14 protein-coding genes are annotated in these 21,370 nt (G+C 66.6%); 4 read left to right on the top strand and 10 right to left on the bottom strand.

Going from position 1 to position 21,370, the window contains the following annotated elements; all coding sequences use genetic code 11:
- Positions 1-53 precede the first annotated feature (53 nt).
- Entirely contained in the window at positions 54-737 is a 684-nt protein-coding gene (rpiA, locus tag ABG80_RS00115) for a ribose-5-phosphate isomerase RpiA (protein WP_058085780.1), read from the top strand.
- On the opposite strand, the gene ABG80_RS00110 is transcribed toward rpiA, so the two are convergent.
- From ABG80_RS00110 to ABG80_RS00085, 6 genes are all read right to left on the bottom strand, one after another.
- A complete protein-coding gene (locus ABG80_RS00110) occupies positions 718-1,983 on the bottom strand; it encodes a TIGR03862 family flavoprotein (RefSeq protein WP_058085779.1) in 1,266 nt (421 codons plus the stop codon). The genes rpiA and ABG80_RS00110 overlap by 20 nt on opposite strands.
- A gap of 16 nt (positions 1,984-1,999) precedes the next feature.
- Positions 2,000-2,620, bottom strand: a complete 621-nt coding sequence (locus tag ABG80_RS00105) for a glutaredoxin family protein (protein WP_058085816.1) — start codon at positions 2,618-2,620, stop codon at positions 2,000-2,002.
- 23 nt (positions 2,621-2,643) lie between these two features.
- Positions 2,644-4,704: a M3 family metallopeptidase gene (locus ABG80_RS00100; protein WP_058085778.1), complete on the bottom strand. Its 2,061-nt coding sequence runs from the start codon at positions 4,702-4,704 to the stop codon at positions 2,644-2,646.
- Positions 4,705-4,745: 41 nt separating this feature from the next.
- On the bottom strand, positions 4,746-5,606 hold the full coding sequence (gene folD / locus ABG80_RS00095) for a bifunctional methylenetetrahydrofolate dehydrogenase/methenyltetrahydrofolate cyclohydrolase FolD (RefSeq protein WP_058085777.1): 861 nt from the start codon (positions 5,604-5,606) through the stop codon (positions 4,746-4,748).
- 123 nt (positions 5,607-5,729) lie between these two features.
- Positions 5,730-6,371 carry a response regulator transcription factor gene (locus ABG80_RS00090; RefSeq protein WP_058085776.1) on the bottom strand — a complete coding sequence of 214 codons (642 nt, stop codon included), beginning with the start codon at positions 6,369-6,371 and terminating at the stop codon, positions 5,730-5,732.
- A complete protein-coding gene (locus tag ABG80_RS00085; RefSeq protein ID WP_058085775.1) occupies positions 6,368-8,953 on the bottom strand; it encodes a PAS domain S-box protein in 2,586 nt (861 codons plus the stop codon). Before ABG80_RS00085 ends, ABG80_RS00090 begins: the two co-directional genes overlap by 4 nt.
- Before the next feature lie 193 nt (positions 8,954-9,146).
- On the opposite strand from ABG80_RS00085, the gene aceE reads away from it, so the two are divergent.
- Genes aceE through lpdA form a run of 3 tightly spaced genes read left to right on the top strand, consistent with a single transcriptional unit; the run spans position 9,147 to position 15,088 of the window.
- Positions 9,147-11,849 carry a pyruvate dehydrogenase (acetyl-transferring), homodimeric type gene (aceE, locus tag ABG80_RS00080; RefSeq protein ID WP_058085774.1) on the top strand — a complete coding sequence of 901 codons (2,703 nt, stop codon included), beginning with the start codon at positions 9,147-9,149 and terminating at the stop codon, positions 11,847-11,849.
- 18 nt (positions 11,850-11,867) lie between these two features.
- Entirely contained in the window at positions 11,868-13,214 is a 1,347-nt protein-coding gene (gene aceF, locus ABG80_RS00075; protein WP_058085773.1) for a dihydrolipoyllysine-residue acetyltransferase, read from the top strand.
- Between the two features lie 11 nt (positions 13,215-13,225).
- Positions 13,226-15,088, top strand: coding sequence for a dihydrolipoyl dehydrogenase (lpdA, locus tag ABG80_RS00070; protein ID WP_058085772.1), 1,863 nt, complete (start codon positions 13,226-13,228; stop codon positions 15,086-15,088).
- 85 nt (positions 15,089-15,173) lie between these two features.
- Here the strand turns inward: lpdA and ABG80_RS00065 are convergent, their stop codons facing one another.
- From ABG80_RS00065 to imuA, 4 genes are all read right to left on the bottom strand, one after another.
- A complete protein-coding gene (locus ABG80_RS00065) occupies positions 15,174-15,581 on the bottom strand; it encodes an MAPEG family protein (RefSeq protein ID WP_058085771.1) in 408 nt (135 codons plus the stop codon).
- A gap of 130 nt (positions 15,582-15,711) precedes the next feature.
- Positions 15,712-18,975, bottom strand: a complete 3,264-nt coding sequence (locus ABG80_RS00060) for an error-prone DNA polymerase (protein ID WP_058085770.1) — start codon at positions 18,973-18,975, stop codon at positions 15,712-15,714.
- 9 nt (positions 18,976-18,984) lie between these two features.
- Entirely contained in the window at positions 18,985-20,400 is a 1,416-nt protein-coding gene (locus tag ABG80_RS00055) for a Y-family DNA polymerase (protein WP_058085769.1), read from the bottom strand.
- Positions 20,360-21,232 carry a translesion DNA synthesis-associated protein ImuA gene (imuA, locus tag ABG80_RS00050; RefSeq protein WP_058085768.1) on the bottom strand — a complete coding sequence of 291 codons (873 nt, stop codon included), beginning with the start codon at positions 21,230-21,232 and terminating at the stop codon, positions 20,360-20,362. Before imuA ends, ABG80_RS00055 begins: the two co-directional genes overlap by 41 nt.
- Positions 21,233-21,370: the final 138 nt, after the last annotated feature.

The raw sequence follows: 21,370 nt of genomic DNA, 5'->3' as shown, positions 1-21,370 counted from the left end.
CCCCTGACGCGTCCCGTCTTCACATTCGCATCACCCCTTCTCGAGCCTTTGACATGTCCCAAGCCCTGACCCAAGACGAACTCAAGACCCTGGTGGGCCGTGCCGCCCTGGAACACGTGCCGGCTGGCAGCGTGGTGGGCGTGGGCACGGGCTCGACCGTGGACAAGTTCATCGATGCACTGGGCGAAGCCTTGAAAGCCGACCCGAAGCGGGTGAGTGGGGCGGTTTCCAGCTCCGTGCGCAGCACCCAGCGCCTGAAAGCCCTGGGCGTGCCCGTGCTAGCGTCCGAGAGCGTGACGGGCCTGGGTGTCTACGTGGATGGCGCCGACGAGATCGACCACGCCGGCAACATGATCAAAGGCGGTGGTGCCGCGTTGACGCGTGAAAAGATCGTGGCCGAGCTGGCCGAGCGCTTCGTTTGCATAGCCGATGAAAGCAAGCTGGTGCAAGTGCTGGGCAAGTTCCCCCTGCCCGTGGAGGTCATCCCGATGGCGGCCGCGCAGGTGATCCGTGCCTTCGCCGCCATCGGCGGCCAAGGTCAGGTGCGCGAAGGCGTGACCACCGACAACGGCAACATCATCGTGGACGTGCGTGGCCTGCAGATCACGGATCCGGCCCGCTTCGAGTCAGACGTCAACCAGTGGCCGGGCGTGGTCACCGTGGGCGTCTTTGCCCGCAACAAGGCCAACGTTTGCCTGCTGGGCACGACGGCTGGCGTCAAGACGATTTCGTATTGAGGCTCAGGTGGCGGGCCACACCCGCCGCCGCCAAACGGGCCGTGGCCAGGGTCGCGGTCAACAGGTATCCCCCTGTCGGCGCTTCCCAATCGAGCATCTCGCCGGCGCAGAACACGCCGGGCATGGTACGCAACATCAGGTGCTCGTCCAGCGCCTCGAAACGAACGCCGCCCGCGGTGCTGATCGCCTCGTCCATCGGGCGAGCGCGCACCAGGCTGATCGGCAGGTGCTGGATGGCTTGTGCCAGGCGCAGTGGCTCGTGCATGTCGTCCTTGCTGAGCAACTCGTGCAGCAGCGCCACCTTCAGTCCTTGCAGGCCCAACCGGCTCTTGAGGTGGGTGGACAGGCTGCGGGGACCGCGTGGGCGCTTGAGCTCGGTCAGCACCTGATCGGGCGAGTGGGCCGGCAACAGATTGAGCCACACCGTGGCCGAGCCATCGCGCTCGATGGCGTCGCGGATGCGGCTGGAGAAGGCATAGACCAGGCTGCCCTCGATGCCAGACTCGGTCAGCACGAACTCGCCCTGACGTGTTTCGCTGAGGCCTTGCTGGTCGGTGAAGGTCAGGGTGACCGGCTTGATGGGATGGCCGGCGTGACGGCTCGTGAGGTGTTCCGACCAGCCGCTGCGCCCCTGTGCGGTGGGCGCCACGTCGAAGCCGCAGTTGGCCGCCCGCAGGGGGGCGACATCCGCTCCGCGTTCCTGCAGCCAGGGCACCCAGCGGCCGTCCGAGCCCAGGCGCGACCAACTGCCGCCACCCAAGGCGAGCAAGGTGGCGCGAGGCCTGACTGCGATGTCACCGCCGGGGGCGGTGAAGGCCAGATCCCCGTCGGATGTCCAGCCCTGCCAGCGGTGGCGGGCATGCACGCGCACGCCTTGCTGGCGCAAGCGGCTGAGCCAGGCGCGCAGCAAGGGGGCCGCCTTCATCTCTTGCGGAAAAACGCGGCCAGAGCTGCCCACGAAGGTGTCCACACCAAGGCCCTGGCACCATTGGCGAAGGTCGTCGGGCGTGAAGGCCGCCAGCATGGGCGCCAGGGTGCCTGATCGCCCCTCGAAGCGCGTGACGAAGCGATCGAGCGGTTCGGAGTGCGTGATGTTCAAGCCGCCACGGCCCGCCAGCAGGAACTTGCGCCCCACCGAGGGCATGGCGTCGTACAGGTCGACCTGCCAGCCTTGTGTGGAGAGGAGTTCGGCTGCGGCAAGCCCTGCCGGGCCACCGCCAATGATGGCCACGTCGGTTTCGATCACAGGGGGCAAGGTCAGGTTAGAAGCGGAAACCTTCGGGCGGGTTGCCGATGGTGGGGGCAAAAGGCCGATCGCTTTCGTTGCGACGATCGCCCGCCGGGCTGGAGGCAGGCTTGGGCGGCGCGAGCGGGCTGGCTTCGGGCTGGGTGTACCCAGGTGGAAGCTTCGACTGCTGCGGGTAGCCGGCCGCATCGAGGTAAGCGTTCCACTCCGACTGCTGCAGTCCGATGATCTGCTTGCCACCGACCTTGAGCAAGGGCAGCTGGGTGCTGTTTTCCTGGGCGTTGAAGGCGCGGACGTCTTCGGGCGTGTCGACCGTCTTTTCGGTGTATGGCACCCCGCGGGACTGCAGCAGTTGGCGCCCGCTTGCGCAGGCCCCGCATTCGCGCATGGTGTAGAGCGTCACCGGGTGGCGGTTGACCACCTGTTGCAACTCATAAGGCAAGGCAACGGTGCTGACACCCGCCCTGGGTTTGCCGAGGGCTTGCGCCCCTTCGCCCACGGGAGGGCGGTCTGTGTAGGTGACACGGCCATCGGGGCCCACGATTTTGTAGGCGCCCCAGGCGGCAGGAGCCAGCAAGGCGCTGAGCAGCGCGGGCAGGCAGGCCCGCCAGAAAGCACGGTGGTTGGTCGCTGACATGGCTGGCTCCTTCATTGACTTCATCAGGCCATGCCCTGGTGGCGCAGCAGGGCGTCGATCTGGGGCTCACGCCCGCGAAATGCCTTGAAATTGTCCATGGCGGAGCGGCTGCCGCCAGCTTCGAGGATGGCCTCGCGGTAGCGGCGCCCGACTTCGGCGTTGAGCACGCCGGTTTGCGGCGTGGCGGCTTCTTCGAAGGCTGCGTAGGCGTCGGCAGACAGCACCTCGGCCCACTTGTAGCTGTAGTAGCCGGCTGCGTAGCCGCCAGCGAAGATGTGCGAGAAGCTGTGCTGGAAGCGGTTGAAGGCCGGCGGAATGTTGACGGCAACTTCCTGGCGCACCTCGTCGATCACCTTCTGAACATCGGTTTGTGCGCCGGGCTCGGCGTGCAGGCGCATGTCGAACAGCGAAAACTCGATTTGGCGAGCGGTCTGCATGCCGCTCTGGAAGTTCTTGGCGGCGACCATCTTGTCGAACAGCGCGCGTGGCAGCGAAGCGCCGGTGTCCACGTGGTGGGTGAGCTGCTGCACCACGTCCCACTCCCAGCAGAAGTTCTCCATGAACTGGCTGGGCAGCTCGACCGCGTCCCACTCGACGCCACTGATGCCGGCCACGCCGATGTCGTCGACCTGGGTCAGCATGTGGTGCAGACCGTGGCCGAACTCGTGGAAGAGGGTGGTGACATCGTCGTGGGTGAGCAGGGCGGGCTTGTCGCCCACGCCGCGGGCGTAGTTGCACACCAGGTGCGCCACCGGGGTCTGCGTCACGTGGTTGTCGGGGCGATTCCAGCGGCCACGCACGTCGTCCATCCAGGCACCTGGGCGCTTGCCGGGGCGGGCGTAGGGGTCGAGGTAGAACTGACCGACCAAGTTGCCGGCGCGCTCGATGCGGAAGAAGCGCACCGTTTCATGCCACACGGGCGCCGTGTCTGGTTTGATCGTGACGTCAAAGAGCTTTTCGATCAGGCCGAACAGGCCCTTGAGCACGGTCGGCTCGGTGAAATACTGCTTGACCTCCTGGTCGCTGAAGGCGTAGCGGGCCTCTTTGAGCTTTTCGCTCACGAACGCGATGTCCCAGGCTTGCAGGTCGGGCAGGGCGCATTCGGTGCGCGCGAACTCGCGCAGCTCGGCCATGTCCTTCTCGGCGTGAGGGCGAGCGCGTTTGCCCAGGTCGCGAAGGAAGTCCATGACTTGCTGGGGGCTTTGGGCCATCTTGGGCACCAAGGACACCTCGGCGAAGTTGGCGTAGCCGAGCAGCTGGGCCTCTTCCTGGCGCAGGGCGACGATCTCCTGCATCAGCGTGGAGTTGTCGCGCTCTGCCGGGCCGAACTCGCTGGCGCGGGTGGCGTAGGCGCGGTACATGGTCTCGCGCAACGCCCGGTTGGTGGCGTACTGCATGACCGGCAGGTAGCAGGGCATGTGCAGGGTGAGCTTATGCGTGTCTTTGCCCTCCTTGCCGTCGGCTTCGGCGGCGGCGCGGGTGGCGGCCTGCACGTCGTCCGGCACCCCGGCCAGTTCATCGGTGCTGGCGAAGTGCGAGAACGCGTCGGTGGCGTCCATCACATGCTCGGAAAAGGCCTGCGACTTGGCGGCTTGCAATTCCTGGATCTCGGCGAAGCGTTGCTTGGCGGGGCCTTGCAGCTCGGCTCCACCGAGGACGAAGCCGCGCAGGGCGTTGTCCAGGGCGCGGCGGCGAGCGGGGGGCAGCTTGCGCTCGGCGCTGGCGGCCTGGTCTGCCAGGTTGACCGCCTTGTACTTGGCGTAGAGGCGCTCGTCCGAGCCCAGGCGGGTGTAGAACTCGGTCAGGCGAGGCAAGTTCTCGTTGAAGGCCGCGCGCAGCTCGGGCGTGTCGGCCACGCTGTTGAGGTGGCCCACGGCGCCCCAGGCGCGGCCCATGCGCTCGGTCGGCACGTCCAGCAGCAGCGACAGCGCGTCGTAGTCGGCCGGCACGTCCGGGCCGGTGACCTTTTCAAGCGCCGCTTCGGACTCGGCCAGCAGGGCGTCCATCGCAGGGCTGACCTGCTCAGGCTTGATCTGGTCGAACAGGGGCAGGCCGGAGGTGTCGAGGAGGGGGTTGCTGCTCATGGTGCTGGCGGTGAACGTGGGCAAAGCGGTGCGGGTGGGGCTCAGCGAGTCGCGAAGGTGCGCTCGGCGGCTTCCATGGTGTTGACCAGCAACATGGTAATCGTCATGGGGCCGACCCCGCCGGGCACGGGGGTGATGTGGCTCGCCACTTCTTTCACACCGGCGAAATCCACGTCGCCGCAGAGCTTGCCTTCGTCGTCGCGGTTCATGCCCACGTCGATGACCACGGCACCGGGCTTGACCATGTCGGCCGTGAGCACGTTGCGCTTGCCCACGGCCGCCACGACGATGTCGGCCTGGCGGGTCATGGCGCCCAGGTCGGCCGTGCCGCTGTGTGTGATGGTGACGGTGGCGTTGGCGGCCAGCAGCATCATGGCCATGGGCTTGCCGACGATGTTGGAGCGGCCAATCACCACGGCGTGCTTGCCGCGCAGGTCCTTCATGCCGATGGATTCGAGCATCTTCATGCAGCCGTAGGGCGTGCAGGCCTTGAAGCCGACCTCGCCGACCATCAGGGCGCCGGCGCTGGCCACGTGGAAGCCGTCCACGTCCTTCAATGGCGAGATGGCCTCGATCACCTTGTGGTCGTCGATGTGCTTGGGCAGGGGCAGCTGCACCAGGATGCCGTGGATGGCAGGGTCGTTGTTCAGGGCCTCGACGCGCGCGAGCAGGTCGGCCTCGCTCAGGGTGGCGTCGTACTTTTCGAGCACGGAGTGGAACCCGGCTTCTTCGCAGGCCTTGACCTTGTTGCGCACGTACACCTGGCTGGCGGGGTTGTCGCCGACCAGCACAACGGCCAGGCCGGGCTTGAGGCCCTTGGCGGTCAGGGCGGCTGCGCGCTGGGCGACTTCGCCGCGTAGTTGCTTGGACAGGGCGTTGCCGTCGATGAGTTGGGCGGTCATGGTGGGGCTCCGGGGAACGAGGTGAGCGAGTTCAGCGAAAAGGGGCTTCGGGGCGTGCCCGAGTGGCCTCAGGAATGGAAAAAGGCCGCTTGGAGGCGGCCTTGTGGGGGCGGCTGGGCAGCCTTACTTGGTGCCGGCTGCGGGCGCCTGGCCGCTGGCGCCCAGGGCGATCTTGAGCAGGTCGGCCACGGTGTTGGCGTTGAGCTTTTCCATCACGTTGGCGCGGTGGGCTTCCACCGTCTTGATGGAGATGCCCAGGTCGTCGGCGATCTGCTTGTTCAGCCGGCCGGCGACGATGCGCTCGAGCACCTGGGCTTCGCGGGTGGTCAGGCGCGAGAGCAGCGCTTCGCGGCTGGCGGCTTCTTGCGACTGCGAGAAGGACGAGCGGGCCTGGTCCAGCATGCGCTCGACCAGGGCGACCAGGGCGTCTTCCTTGAAGGGCTTTTCGATGAAGTCCATCGCGCCCTTTTTCATGGTGTTCACGGCCATGGGCACGTCGCCGTGACCAGTGATGAACACGATGGGCAGGGGGGACTTGCGCTCGAGCAGCTTGTCTTGCAGCTCCAGGCCGCTCATGCCATCCATGCGGATGTCGGCGATCAGGCAGGCGACTTCGCGGGGGTCAAAGCGGGCGAGGAAGGATTCGGCCGAGTCAAAACAGCGAACCCGGTAGTCCTTGCCCTCCAGCAGCCACTGCAACGAGTCGCGAACGGCCTCGTCGTCATCCACCACATACACAGTGCCTTTTTTCGGGATCAAGCTCATGGGTTGTCGGCAAGCAAATCGTTGGAGGGGGGGATGGCCGAGTCGGTCGGGTCCGGCTGGCTACCTGCGTCGGTTTCGATCGGGAGTGTGAAGGTGAAACGACACCCCACGACGTTCGGACCATTGTAGATGTTCTCGGCCTTGATCCGACCATGATGCGACTCAATGATGGAGCGACAAAGACTCAGGCCTATCCCTAATCCCTCGGCCTTGGTCGAGTGGAAGGCCTCGAAAAGCCGCGCCAGCATCTCTTCCTTCATGCCGGGGCCGCCGTCGCTGACGGTGAACTCGACCACCGGGCCCTGGTCCTCGGTCACACGCTGTTGCACCTTGAGGTCGATCAGGCGACGCGACATGGGCATCTGAGCCGAGTCGATGGCCTCGGCGGCGTTTTTCAGCAGGTTCAGCAGCACCTGCTCGATGAGGATCGGGTCCGCCATGAGCTGCGGCAGGCGGTTGGCCACCATGGTGTTGAGCGTGACCCGGCGGCGTTTCATCTCGAAAACAGCCAGCTCAAGCACGGCGTCGGTGATGTCGCGCACCCGGGCGGGCTGACGCTGCGGCTCCGAGCGTTTCACGAACTGGCGGATGCGGTGGATGATCTGGCCGGCGCGTTGGGCCTGGCGGGAGGTTTTCTCCAGGGCGCTGACAAGCTGCTCGTTGTCGATGTTGCCGTTTTGCACCCGGCTGATCATGCCGCTGCAGTAGTTGGAGATGGCGGCCAGCGGCTGGTTGAGCTCGTGGGCCACGGTCGAGGCCATTTCGCCCATGGTGATCAGGCGGCTGGTGAACTGCGACTTCTCGGCCTGGCGGGCGGCGGCTTCTTCGGCCTGGCGGCGGGCGGTGATGTCGGTGGCGATCAGCATCTGGGCCAGGTTGCCGTCGGTCCACTGGACGTAGCGGGCGCGCACGTCGAACCATTTCTGGACGGTGTCCATGAAGACTTCGCGGGTGTCGCTGCCTGCGTTGGTCAGCGAGTGGGCGGGCAGGCCCCCGAAATCGTCCACGGCCTCGTCGCCGTCGATGATTTCATCGGGCATGACCTGTCCGCCGGTGAGCTGGGCGTGGGCGTCGGGGTTGGCGCCGAACCACAGGCGGTAGGAGCGGTTGGCGAACAGCAGTTCGCCGCGTTGCACCGAGACCACGGACACGGCGGCGTCCAGGCCCTCCAGCACGGTGGTGAAGCGCTCGTGGGCGGCGGTGAGCTGGTCTCGCACGCGCTTGGCTTCGGTGATGTTGGTGACCGACGTCATCCAGCCGGTCTGGTCGCCCTGGGCGTCGATCAGGGGCGAGACGTACATGCGGGCGTCGAACTGGCTGCCGTCGCGGCGCTGCATGACGACCTCGATGCCACCCATGGGACTGCGGCCGAGCAGCTCCTGCTGGAACATGCGGTTGAACTCGTCCAGGCGGTCTTTCGGCCAGTAGGGGTAGGGGGGCACGCAGCCGATGAGCTCTTCTTCCGAAAAGCCCGTCATGGCGCAGAACGCCGGGTTCACGTAGGTGATGCGGCCTTCGAGGTCGATGGTGCGCATGCCGGTGAGCATGGAGTTCTCCATCGCCCGGCGGAAGTTGGTTTCCTGCACCAGCGCTTTCTGGATCTGCGAGCGGCGGCGCATGTGCCGCAGGGTGCCCATCAGGGTCCAGACGGTGAGAACCGACAGTGCCACCACCATCCAGAACAGGGTGTTGCCGATGAGGCCCGAGGAGGTGCGGTAGCCCGAGCCGCGCAGGATCAGGCCGTTGCCCACGGGGGTGACGACCACGTCGTGGGCGAAGATGGGGCGGGCGGAGTCTTCGTTGCGGGCCCCGGAGGTGCTGGTCAGCACGATGCCGCTCACCTCGATGAGGCTCATGGCGTGGCGCGCGGCGATCTCGCGGGGCACCAGGTAGCGCATCAGGGGGTCGAGCGCGTACTCGGTCACCAGGGTGCCGGAGAACTGGCCGCGCTCCATCATGGGCATCTGTAGCTGCAGCACGCGCACGCCCTGAGGGTTCAGGTAGGGGCGCGAGTAGACCGGCATGTTGTTTTCACGCGCGCTCTTGAAAGCCTGCCTGGGCTCGGCGCCGGGGAAGTGGTCTCGCCAGTCGTCTTCCTCGATGTTGATGTCAGGCTCGAGCTCTGGCGCAATGGGCAGGCTGAAGGCGTTGCGGGTGGCCTTCATGCGACCGTCGCGCTGCACCCAGCTGACGCTGAGGATTTCGGGGCGGGCGCGGATGAAGTCATCGGCCTGGCGGGTGAAAACGTCGGCGTCGGCCGGCTTGAGGCTGACGTCGCGGGCCAGGCGCAGCAGTTGCTCCTGGTTCTCGACCAGGCGCATGCGGATTTGTTGCTGAACGACCTCGGTGTCGCGCTTGACGGCCTCCTGCTCCCGTTCGAGCTCTTCGTTGCGCAGGTACCAGAAGGCCGCGATGATCGCCGCCAGGAACAGCAGCACGGAGACCAGGGGCCCGAGGGTGGCGTAGCGGTCCTGCTGGCTGGGGGTCTGCTTGCGCCACCAGCGCCAGAAGAGGCGGCTGGTCTGTCCGGCGGCTTGGGGCGGCGGCGTCCCGGGCTGTTGCGGAGAAGCGGAAAAGGGCATCTCGGGATTATCGGTGCGGGAAACCGCAACTGGAGGAGTGCCTCCCGGCAGGTATATTTTCCGAGTGCCGCAATGCCACCGTGTTGCGCGCGCACCTCGTCGAAACCGGAATGGCAGCGTTTATCCACGCTTTTGGCCATCCAGGCGTGCGGCCATACTCGGTTGCACGCCACCTTCACCGGAGACTGAAACCATGTCAGCCAACGATCCGCTGCTGTCCCCCAACCTGGACCAGGATCCTCAGGAAACCCGCGAGTGGCTCGATGCCCTGTCCGGGGTCATCGAAACCGAAGGTCGCGCCCGCGCCCACGACCTGCTCGAGAACCTGCTCGACCACGCCCGCCAGGCCGGCATCGACATGCCGTTCTCGGCCACGACGGCCTACGTCAACACCATCGCGGTGGAGGACGAGGCCCACCACCCCGGCAACCTCGACATCGAAGAGCGCCTGCGCAGCTACATGCGCTGGAACGCCATGGCGATGGTGGTGCGGGCCAACCGCCACAACCCGCCCGATGGCGGCGACCTGGGCGGACACATCTCGTCGTTCGCGTCGCTGGCGACCATGCTGGGTGTCGGTTTCAACCATTTCTGGCATGGCGACACCCCCGATCACGGCGGTGACCTGCTCTACATCCAGGGCCACTCGGCCCCCGGCATCTACGCCCGGGCCTTCATGGAAGGCCGCATCACCGAAGAGCAACTGGCCAACTTCCGCCAGGAAGTCGGTGGCAAGGGCCTGTCCAGCTACCCGCACCCCAAGCTGATGCCGGAGTTCTGGCAGTTCCCGACCGTGTCGATGGGGCTGGGCCCGATCATGGCCATCTACCAGGCGCGCTTCCTGAAGTACCTGCACGCCCGGGGCCTGGCCGACACTTCCAAGCGCAAGGTCTGGGTGTTCTGCGGCGACGGTGAGATGGACGAGCCCGAATCGCTGGGCGCCATCGGCCTGGCCGCGCGCGAAAAGCTCGACAACCTGATCTTCGTCATCAACTGCAACCTGCAGCGCCTGGACGGCCCGGTGCGCGGCAACGGCAAGATCGTGCAGGAGCTCGAAGGCGAGTTCCGCGGTGCCGGCTGGAACGTGATCAAGCTGCTGTGGGGCTCGTACTGGGACCCGCTGCTGGCGCGCGACAAGGACGGCATCCTGCGCAAGATCATGATGGAGATGGTCGACGGCGATTACCAGGCCTGCAAGGCCAACGACGGCGCCTTCGTGCGCCAGCACTTCTTCGGGCGCGATCCGCGTGCGCTGGAGATGGTGGCGCGCCTGTCGGACGACGACATCTGGCGCCTGCAACGCGGCGGCCACGACCCGCAGAAGGTGTACGCCGCCTACAGCGCGGCCGTGAACCACACCGGCCAGCCCACCGTGCTGCTGATCAAGACGGTCAAGGGCTTCGGCATGGGCAAGAGCGGTGAAGGCAAAAACACCGCCCACCAGACCAAGAAGCTGACGGACGAAGACATCAAGCTCTTCCGCGACCGCTTCAACATCCCGGTGGCCGACGAGGACATCGAAAAGCTGCCCTTCATCAAGCCGGCTGAAAACACGCCCGAGATGAAGTACCTGCTGGAGCGCCGCGCCGCCCTGGGTGGTGCGCTGCCCAAGCGCCGTCCCAAGGCCGACGAGACGCTGCCGGTGCCGGGCCTGGATGCGTTCCAGAGCATCCTGGAGCCCACGCAGGAAGGCCGCGAGATCTCGACCACGCAAGCCTTCGTGCGCTGCCTGACGCCGCTGCTGCGCGATGCCAACCTGGGCCCGCGCGTGGTGCCCATCCTGGTCGACGAAGCCCGCACCTTCGGCATGGAGGGCCTGTTCCGCCAGATCGGCATCTACGCGCCGGAAGGCCAGAAGTACACCCCGGTCGACAAGGACCAGGTCATGTACTACCGCGAGGACAAGGCCGGCCAGATCCTGCAGGAAGGCATCAACGAAGCCGGCGGCATGAGCTCGTGGGTCGCGGCGGCCACGTCGTACTCGACGAACAACCGCGTGATGATCCCGTTCTACATCTACTACTCGATGTTCGGGCTGCAGCGCATCGGCGACCTGGCTTGGGCCGCGGGCGACATGCAGGCGCGCGGCTTCCTGCTGGGTGGCACGTCGGGTCGCACCACCTTGAACGGTGAAGGCCTGCAGCACGAGGACGGCCACAGCCAGCTGGTGGCGGGCACCATTCCCAACTGCCTGAGCTACGACCCGAGCTTCGCGCACGAAGTCGCCGTCATCATCCAGGACGGCCTCAAGCGCATGGTCGAGAAGCAGGAGAACGTCTTCTACTACCTGACCCTGCTCAACGAGAACTACGCCCAGCCAGGCTTGAAACAAGGCACCGAGGCCGAGATCATCGCCGGCATGTACCTGCTGCAGGACACTGACAGCAAACACAAGCTTCAAGTCAACCTGCTGGGTGCGGGTTCGATCCTGCGCGAGTCGGTGGCGGCCAAGGAGCTGCTGGAAGCCGACTGGGGCGTGGGCGCCAACGTCTGGAGCTGCCCGAGCTTCAACCTGCTGGCCCGCGAAGGCCAGGACGTCGAGCGCTGGAACCTGCTGCACCCGACCGATGCGCCGCGTGTGCCCTTCGTGACGAAGCAGTTGAGCCGAACGCAAGGCCCGGTCGTGGCCTCGACCGACTACGTCAAGGCGCTGCCTGAGCAAATCCGTGCCCACATCCCGCAAGGGCGTTCTTTCAAGGTGCTCGGCACCGATGGCTTCGGTCGCAGCGACTTCCGCTACCGGCTGCGCGAGCACTTCGAGATCAACCGCCACTACATCGTCGTGGCCGCGCTGAAGTCGCTGGCCGATGAAGGCAAGCTGCCGGGCTCGAAGGTCGCCGAGGCGATCGCCAAATATGGCATCGACACCGAGAAGCTCAACCCGCTGTACGCCTGACGCCTGCGAGGACCACACATGGCCACGATTGAACTGACCGTCCCGGACATCGGGGACGTGAGCGACGCAGCCGTCATCGAGCTGCTCGTCAAGCCGGGCGACACCGTTCGCGCGGAACAAAGCCTGATCACCATCGAGTCGGACAAGGCGTCGATGGAGGTGCCGTCTGCGCAAGGCGGAGTGATCAAGGAGCTGAGGCTGAAGCTGGGTGACAAGGTCAGCCAGGGATCGGTGATCGGCTTGCTGGAGGTGGGTGAGGGCGCTGCGAGTGCCTCGCCACCTGCAGCAGCCGCTGTGCCTGCTGCTGCCTCGGCCGCACCTGCTGTGTCGGCACCCGTTGCCGCTGTGGTTGCGCCAGCGCCAGTGGCCGAGCCGGCCCCGCGCACCAGCCCGACTGCCTCCTTGCCACCGGCTGAACCACCCGCCACGGGCCAGCTTGCCCATGCCTCGCCCTCCGTTCGACGCTTTGCGCGCGAACTGGGCGTGGACATCGCCAAGGTGCCAGGCACCGGTCCCAAAGGGCGCATCACCCACGTCGATGTGCAGAACTTCGTCAAGGGTGTGATCGCGCAGGTGGCCTCGGGCGGCGCACCTGCCGTCTCATCGGGTGCTGGCAGCGCCGACCTGGGCGGCATGACCCTGCTGCCCTGGCCATCGATCGACTTCACCAAGTTCGGCCCCATCGAGCGCCAGCCGCTGTCGCGCATCAAGAAGATCTCGGGCGCCAACCTGCACCGCAACTGGGTGCGCATCCCGCACGTCACCAACAACGAAGAGGCCGACATCACCGAGCTGGAGGCCTTGCGCGTCAAGCTCAACGAGGAGCACGCCAAGGCAGGCACCAAGTTCACGATGCTGGCCTTCCTGCTCAAGGCCTGTGCGGTGGCGCTGCGCAAGTTCCCGCAATTCAACGCTTCGCTCGATGGCGATGACCTGGTGCTCAAGGGCTATGTGCACATCGGCTTCGCGGCCGACACGCCCAATGGCTTGGTGGTGCCGGTGATCCGCGACGTGGACCAGAAGTCGCTGAGCCAGCTGGCGCTGGAAACCGCCGCGCTGGCGGCCAAGGCCCGCGACGGCAAGCTCACCCCGGCCGAGATGAGCGGCGGCTGCTTCTCGATTTCGTCGCTGGGCGGCTTCGGTGGCACCACCTTCACGCCGATCATCAACGCGCCGGAGGTGGCCATCCTGGGCGTGTGCCGCTCAGCCATGAAGCCGATCTGGAATGGCAGCGAGTTCGTGCCGCGCCTGATGTTGCCGCTGAGCCTGAGCTACGACCACCGCGTCATCGACGGCGCGTCGGCGGCCAAGTTCAACGCCTACCTGGCGGCGCTGCTGGCGGACTTCCGCCGGGCATTGGTGTAAGGGGCGTCGACATGGCATTCATCGACATCCCCGTGCCCGACCTGGGCGACATCGCCGACGCGGCGATCATCGAGATCCTCGTCAAACCCGGCCAGACCGTGGCCGCCGAGCAAAGCCTGATCACCCTGGAGTCCGACAAGGCCTCCATGGAGGTGCCTTCGCCCCAGGCCGGGGTGGTGGGCGAAATCCGGGTCAAGCTGGGCGACCGGGTGGGGCAGGGGCACGTCATCCTGACGCTGGATGTGGCGGGTGCCGGGGCAACGACGTCTGCGGCGTCTGGGGCGTCTGGGGCCGCTGCGACGGCAACGGCCGCGACTCCAGCAGCTGCGCCTTCTACGCAACCGTCTGCTCAAGCTCCAGCGCAAGTTGTCGCCCAGCCCGCCCGGGCTGCGGCAGCCATCCCGCCCGACACCGATTGCGACGTGCTCGTGCTGGGCGGTGGCCCCGGTGGCTACAGCGCTGCCTTCCGCGCGGCCGACCTGGGGCTGAAGGTCATCCTGGTCGAGCGTTACGCCGAGCTGGGAGGTGTCTGCCTGAACGTGGGCTGCATCCCTTCCAAGGCCTTGCTGCACGTGGCGGCCGTGATGGACGAGGTCAAGCATTTCGATGCGCTGGGTGTGAGCTTTGGCGAGCCCAAGCTGGACCTGGCCAAGTTGCGTGCGCACAAGTCGGGCGTGACCGGCAAGCTCACGCAAGGTCTGGCCGCCATGGCCAAGGCCCGCAAAGTCGAGGTGGTGCGTGGCTACGGCAGCCTGGTCGATGCGCACACGCTCGAGGTCGAGGTCACCACCGGCAGCGCGCAGGACAAGACCGGTGAGACCCGCCAGTTGCGCTTCAAGCGCGCCATCCTGGCCGCGGGCTCGCAAGCCGTGCGCCTGCCCTTCATGCCCGACGACCCGCGCGTGGTCGACTCCACCGGCGCCCTGGCGCTGACCAGCGTTCCCAAAAAAATGCTGGTCATCGGCGGCGGCATCATCGGCCTGGAGATGGGCACGGTGTACTCCACGTTGGGGGCACGCATCGACGTCGTCGAGATGGGCGACGGGCTCATGCCTGGCGCCGATCGCGACCTGGTCAAGGTCTGGGACAAGTTCAACGCCCACCGCTTTGACCGCGTCATGCTCAGCACCAAGACGGTGGCGGCACAAGCCACGCCCGAAGGCATCAAAGTGAGCTTCGCTTCGGCCAAGGATGGCGAGCCGGCGCCCGAGCCAGCCGTGTACGACCTGGTGCTGCAGGCCGTGGGCCGCTCGCCCAATGGCCGCAAGGTCGGAGCAGACAAGGCCGGGCTGACGGTCAACGAGCGTGGTTTCGTGCCCGTGGACAAGCAGATGCGCAGCAACGTGCCCAGTCTGTTCGCCATCGGTGACCTCGTGGGGCAACCGATGCTGGCGCACAAGGCCGTGCACGAGGGCCACGTGGCGGCCGAGGTCATCGCCGGTGAGCTGCTGGGTGACGACAAACTTGCGCGCACGGCGTTCGACGCCAGCGTGATCCCCAGCGTGGCTTACACCGACCCCGAAATCGCCTGGGTGGGCCTGACGGAAGACCAGGCCAAATCCCAGGGCAGGGCGGTCAAGAAGGGGCTCTTTCCGTGGGCAGCGTCAGGCCGGGCGCTGGCCAACGGCCGCTCGGAAGGCTTCACCAAGCTGCTGTTCGACGCCGAAACCCATCGCATCGTCGGTGGCGGCATCGTGGGCACGCACGCGGGTGACCTGATCGGCGAGATCGCACTGGCCATCGAGATGGGCGCCGACGAGGTCGACATCGGCAAGACCATCCACCCGCACCCCACCCTGGGTGAGAGCGTGGGGCTGGCGGCCGAGGCGGCTCACGGCACCTGCACGGACCTGATGCCGGTGCGCAAGCGTTGAAGCGCTGCGACTGACCTGAAAAGACAACGCCCGGGCGCGGTGATGAACCGCCCCGGGCGTTTTGTTGGGCTGACCCGTGATCAGGTCAGAAAGGCAGCTTCAGCGTGGGCGAGAAGATGGCGATGGTGACAGCCAGGCCAGCGAACCACACCAGGCTGCGCAGCGCCGCAACGTTGGCGAAGTACAGCGCCGTGTAGACCAGGCGGATGCCGATGAAGGCCATGGCCAGCTGATCGGTGCGGACCTGGTCCAGGCCGGCGAACTGCGCAGCCAGCACGGCGAACACGAACAGGGGCAGGGCTTCGAAGCCGTTGTTCTGTGCGGCGGCGGCGCGGGCCTTCCAGCCAGTTTGCTTGGCGGCCCAGTCGCGCGGGTTGTTGTTGTCGTAGCCGCCGTCGCTGCGGCGCTTGCCGGCGGTGGCGGCCTTGGCGGCGCCCATGGTGATGACCGGCAAGATGGCGGCGATCAGGACGCAGGTGTTGGCGATGCTCATGCGTGTCTCCTAGTGTGGTTTGTGCTGAATGCGCACAGAGCGATGGCATTCTAGGTTGTGACAAGGCGCGTTGTCGAATTGAATTTCATCACCAGACGCCGGTGCGTGTTGTGCCAACGCCAAGGCCGCTTCAGTGAAAATCCCGACTCCGCGTGCTCAGGCGCCCCAGCAAAGGCGTGAGGTCCTTGAGAAATTGCGCCACCAGGTGGCAGACCTCGCCCTCGCGTTGCCACACGCCGTAGACGGCAAGAAGCCGGGAATGGACGAGTTCGGTGCGCTGGCGCGCTTTCAGCTCGGGCTTGACGACGACGTTGACCGACCCGGTTTCGTCTTCCAGCGTCACGAAGACCACGCCCGAAGCCGTGCCTGGCTGCTGGCGACCGACGACGATGCCGCAAGCCCGGGCCAGCCGGCCTTTGGGCAAGGTGTGCAGTTCGGTGGATGTCTGCAGGCGCTGCGCTTGAAGTCGGGGTCGCAGCAAAGCCAGGGGATGACGCCGCAGCGAAAGCCCCAGTGAAACGTGATCGAAGAGGATGTCTTCGCTTTCAGGTGGGGCCGCCAGGGTCAGCGTGGCCTCGGCCACCGGGGCTTCGCGCAGCAACACCGGCGCGCGGTGCAGGGCTGCGGCGTCCCAGACCTGCTGGCGCCTGTGTCCGGCCAGGCTCTGCAAGGCGTCGCCCGAAGCCAGGGCACGCACCTCGGTTTGCTCCAGTCCAGCGCGACGGGCCAGGTCATCCACATTGAGCAAGGGCGCGCAGAGGCGCGCCTGCTCGATGCACGACGCCGCTTCGCGACCCAGGCCGCTGACCAGGCGCAGCCCGAGCCGCACGGCGGGCTGGTCCGGGCGGTGTGCGACCCGCTCATGCGCCTGAGGCCAGACCGCGGGGTCGCTGGCATCGAAGCCATCTGGCACATCCACCAGCGTGCAATCCCAGTTGCTGTGCACCACGTCAGGTGGCAGCACCACCACGCCATGGCGACGCGCGTCTTGCACCAGCTGGCTGGGCGAGTAGAACCCCAATGGCTGCGCGTTGAGCAAGCCCGCCAGGAAGGCCGCCGGCTCATGGCACTTGAGCCAGGCGCTGAGGTACACCAGCTTGGCGAAGCTGGCAGCATGGGACTCCGGAAAGCCGTACTCGCCAAAGCCCTCGATCTGGCTGAAGATCTGCTCGGCAAAGGTCTGCGAATGCCCGTTGCGCATCAGGCCCGTGATGACCTTGTCGCGAAAGCGGTGCACCCCACCTTTGCGCCGCCAGGCCGCCATCGAGCGCCGCAGTTCATCGGCCTCGCCGGGCGTGAAGTCCGCCGCCATCACGACGATCTGCATCACCTGCTCCTGGAAGATGGGCACACCCAGGGTGCGTTGCAGCGCTGACTCAAGCCCATGCGGGTAGGTGACCGATGCCGGGTCCAGCCTGAAGCGCTCGCGTGCCTGCAGGTAAGGGTGCACCATGCCTCCCTGGATGGGACCGGGTCGCACCAGCGCCACCTCGACCACCAGGTCGTAGAAGGTGCGGGGACGCAGCCTGGGCAGCATGCTCATCTGCGCGCGGCTCTCGATCTGGAAGACGCCGATGGTGTCGGCGCGGCAGACCATGTCGTAGGTCTGCCCATCTTCGTCCGGGACGTCCTGCATGCCGAACGGCGCGCCTCGGCGCTGAGACACGAAGTCGAAGGTCTTGCGCAGCGCAGTCAGCATGCCCAGTGCCAGCACGTCGACCTTGAGCAGGCCCAGGGCATCGAGGTCATCCTTGTCCCACTGGATGATGCTGCGATCGGGCATGGAGGCGTTCTCGATCGGCACCATGCGGCACAGCGCCCCCTTGGCGATGACGAAGCCGCCGGTGTGCTGGCTCAGGTGCCGCGGAAAGCCCATCAGCACGCTGCTGAGCTCTTGCCACAGGCGCATGCGGCGCTCATCGGGGTCCAGGCCCAGCTCCTGCATCCGCTCGGTCTGCAGGCCTTTGCCGTCCCACCATTGGTGGTTGGCCGCGACCTTTTCGATCACGTCAGGCGCAAAACCCAGGGCCTTGCCCACGTCGCGCAGCGCGCTGCGGGTGCGGTAGCGGATGACCGTGGCGGTCAGCGCAGCGCGGTCACGTCCGTACTTGTTGTAGAGGTACTGGATGACTTCTTCGCGACGCTCGTGCTCGAAGTCGACATCGATGTCGGGTGGCTCGTTGCGCTCTCGCGAGATGAAGCGCTCGAACAGCACGGTGCTTTGCGCAGGGTTGACCTCGGTGATGCCCAGGCAGTAGCAAACGGCCGAGTTGGCGGCGCTGCCACGCCCTTGGCAGAGGATGTGTTGCGAGCGCGCAAAACACACGATGTCGTGCACGGTCAGGAAATACTTTTCGTAGCCCAGCTCGGTGATGAGCTCGAGCTCCTTGTCGATTTGCTGCCTCACCTCTGGGGGCACGCCTTGCGGGTAACGCCAGGCAGCGCCTTCGAGGCTGATGCGACGCAGGTAGGACGCCGGGGTCTCACCAAGCGGCACGACCTCCTCGGGGTATTCGTATTTCAGCTCGGACAAGCTGAATTCGCACCGGGCCATGACCTTGAGCGTTTCGGCCAGCAGCTCAGGCGGGTATCGCTGGGCCAGGCGCAAGCGACTGCGCAAATGCCGCTCCGCGTTGTGTGCCAGGCTCAAGCCGCATTCTTGGAGCGGTTTGCCCAGGCGAATGGTCGTGAGAACGTCCTGCAGCGGCTGGCGTGAACGCACGTGCATGTGCACATCGCCAGCGGCGACCAGCGGCAGGTGGGCGGCTTCGGCCACGGCTCGCAGGGCGCGCAGCCAGGCCGCATCGTCCAGCGAGTGATGCAGCTCGGCCACCAGCCAGCAGCGCCCGCGAAAGAGCCGCCTCAGCCAGCGGGCCTGGTCCAGCAGTTCATCGGGGCTGGCGCCTCGGCGAGGGCGCAACAGCAGCACGCAATCACCCAGATCGGCCGCGCGGATGTCACGCCGCCACAGCGTGGCCAGGCCCTTGCCTGTGGCGCCGCGCCTCAGGCGGGTGATGAACTCGCACAGCAAGCCGTAGCCTAGGCGGTGACAAGCCAGCGCGATCAGCGTGAAAGCCGGGGCTGCTTCACCCAGCGTTTCTTCGTGCACATCGAAGCTGCTGCCGATCATCAGCCGAAAGCCCTCGGCACCTGGCACGCCGGCACGGATGGCGTCCTGCCAGCCCTGGTGAGCTCGCACCACACCAGCCATGCTGCAGTCGTCGGTGATGGCCAGGCCGCGGTAGCCCAGTGTCAGCGCGCGCTCCACCATCTCCTCGGGGTGCGAAGCACCGCACAGGAAACTGAAGTTGGTGACGGTGTGGAGCTCGGCGTAATCGGACAGAGCTTTGAGCGGGCTGGCAGGCAAGCCAGGGCGTGCATCGACGGTGTTCATGGCCACCCCTCAGGCGAAAAAACCGTGCAGGTGCCAGGTGCTGCCGCCGTCCTGTGGCACATGCCGATCGCAAAAGACCCACAGCAGGCCGGCCTGAGGGCTGCTGGCGAGGTGATGATCGCGCACCTCACGTCCAGCACCTGGGGCCCCATCCCACCAACCGGCTTCGATGCGGTGCGGCCCTGCCAACAAGCGCAGCGGCCCCTGGTGGATGGGTGTCTCGCGCAGCCCGTAGGCGATGCCACCCGTGCCGCGCAAGCTCAGGTGCAGGGGCGTGGGCAGCACCCAGGTGGGCTGCGGGACGTCGCTGGCGAACAAGGCTGGATGAACCTTCGTTCGCGTCATGGGATGCGTCAGCAAGGGGATCGCCGCCTGCCAGGTCTGGCTGTGCGCCAGCCGGTGATCGGCCTGCAGTTGCCCGGCCAGCACGCGCTCGGGGCCCAGCCGGATGCTCAGCCGGTCCAGCAGGTTCAACAGGGCACTGCGCTGCGCCCTTTGCCCCGCTGCAGTCAAGGCTTCGCTGGACATGCCTTCGGCGCTGCGGGCCTGTTCAGCGAACAAGGACGCACCCTCGAGCTCGCGTGACTCGATGGTGTTCACGCTCAGGCTGATGTCGGTGACGGGCGAGCTCAACTCGATGCGACGCAGGTGCTCGCCCACCATGCGCGACAGGCGTGCCGGATCTGAAGTGGGCTCAGCCAGTGGCACGGTGTGCGCTTGCCAGCGCGAGGTGCTGTGGCGCGCCCAGTCGTGGCACCAGCCCAGCTGCAACACCTGGGTGGCGGCCTGGTGACCGGAGAGCCAGGCGCACAGCTCACTCAGCAGTTGCTCGAAGGCCCGGTGAAGCGTCTCGGCGTTGTCGAGCCGCCAGGGCAGCTCCAGTCGGCGCTCGAACACGGGCGGCAGCAGCAACCAGTCGAAGGCTTCTGGGCGCAAGCCGTGTGCGGCATCGAGGGCGTGCAGCAAGTCGGCACCAAAGCGCCGGCTGAGGCCACCACGGGGCAAGGCCTGCACCTGCCCGATGGTGCGACAACCCAGGCGATGCAGGGTTTCGGCGTGCTGGCCGACCGCGCTCAGGCTGTGCAAGGGCAGTGGGGCAAGTTGGGCGGCCAGCGAGGTGTCCAGAGGCGTGTTCAAGGACGCGTCCAGCCCTCGCCGGGTGCGGGCCAGGGCAAGCGCCGCATGCGCCGTGCCTGAGCGCGCTGCGGCCAGTGCGCCCAGCTTGATGGCTTCTTGCCACACCCTCTGCCACAGCTGTGCCGCACCACCGAACAGTCGCTCGCTGGCCTGCACCTCCAGCACCACGGCTTCTTCGAGCAAGGCCACCCGAGGGGTGAACTGCAAGGCCCACCAGCCCAGGTGCAAGGCGTCCAGCTCACCGCGTTCAGGCGTGGGTGCGGGCAGCAGGGCGATCCAGCTCGGCATGGTCGGGCAAAAGGGGGCTCGCCACCCAGGGCACAGCGGGCGCCAGAGGAGGGCGCTTGGCCGGAGCGCGAGACCAGTCAGGCGAAAGGGGTGACACAGGGCCCTGCTCACCAGGCGGCAGCAACTCGATCAGCCCTGGCGGCCAGCAGGCCAGTTGCAGGGGCGTTTCACGCAAGGGCCCGCGTCGTTTGACGAGGCGCACCACCAGAGGATGGGGGCAAGACCCCAGTGAAAGGTGCAGGCGCAAGGGGGCGGCCGAAGCCTCGCTCGACACCCGCTCCGGCCGGAACAGGAAAACCGGCCCGGCTTGCCGACTCGCACAAACCTGAAGCCTGCGCACCTGTGCAGCCCGGGCCTGCGGCAGCCAGCTCAGCACCGCCCACAGCCCATCGGCCAACAAAGCTTGCTCGGTGGCCCACAGGCGCTCGGCCATGGTGGTGACATCGATGCGGATCACCCGATCGGGCGGCAGGCCTTGCTGCGCCAGCCCGGGCAGGTGCGGCACATGCGGTGGGCCGATCAGCAAAACGTGTCCGCCGGCTTGGACCACTTGGCGCAAGGTCGGCAGCAACAGGCGCCACTCGGCCAGGCCGGGCTGGGGCTGCAGGACCTCGCTGAGGCAATGGGCAGGCCAGCCACCTCCCGGCAATTCGGCATCGAGCTGCGGGTGCCCGCTGGGCCAGACCAGCTGTGCTCCCGTGCCCAGCACGTGCCCAGGCCAGACAGCCTGGGCCAGGTGCGGTGGCAGGCGGTCAATCGCATTCCTCGCGGATGCGCAGGAAGAAACCTGATGAGCGGGCAAGGTGCTGTGGAGCATGACGACACTGTACATGCATAAGGGGTATCCAGTTAGCTCCACAAAAGCCAAAACACTGGATGCATATCCAGTAATTTACACCTTGTCTGGCGGCTTGGGCGAAGCCTTTGTGATGTCGCTGTAGGTGTAGGGGCTGGTTTGCATGGCCTGCTG

It is taken from the genome of Aquabacterium parvum, from assembly GCF_001447195.1.
Taxonomy (GTDB): domain Bacteria; phylum Pseudomonadota; class Gammaproteobacteria; order Burkholderiales; family Burkholderiaceae_C; genus Aquabacterium; species Aquabacterium parvum.
This window is presented reverse-complemented; position numbering and strand designations above follow the sequence as displayed.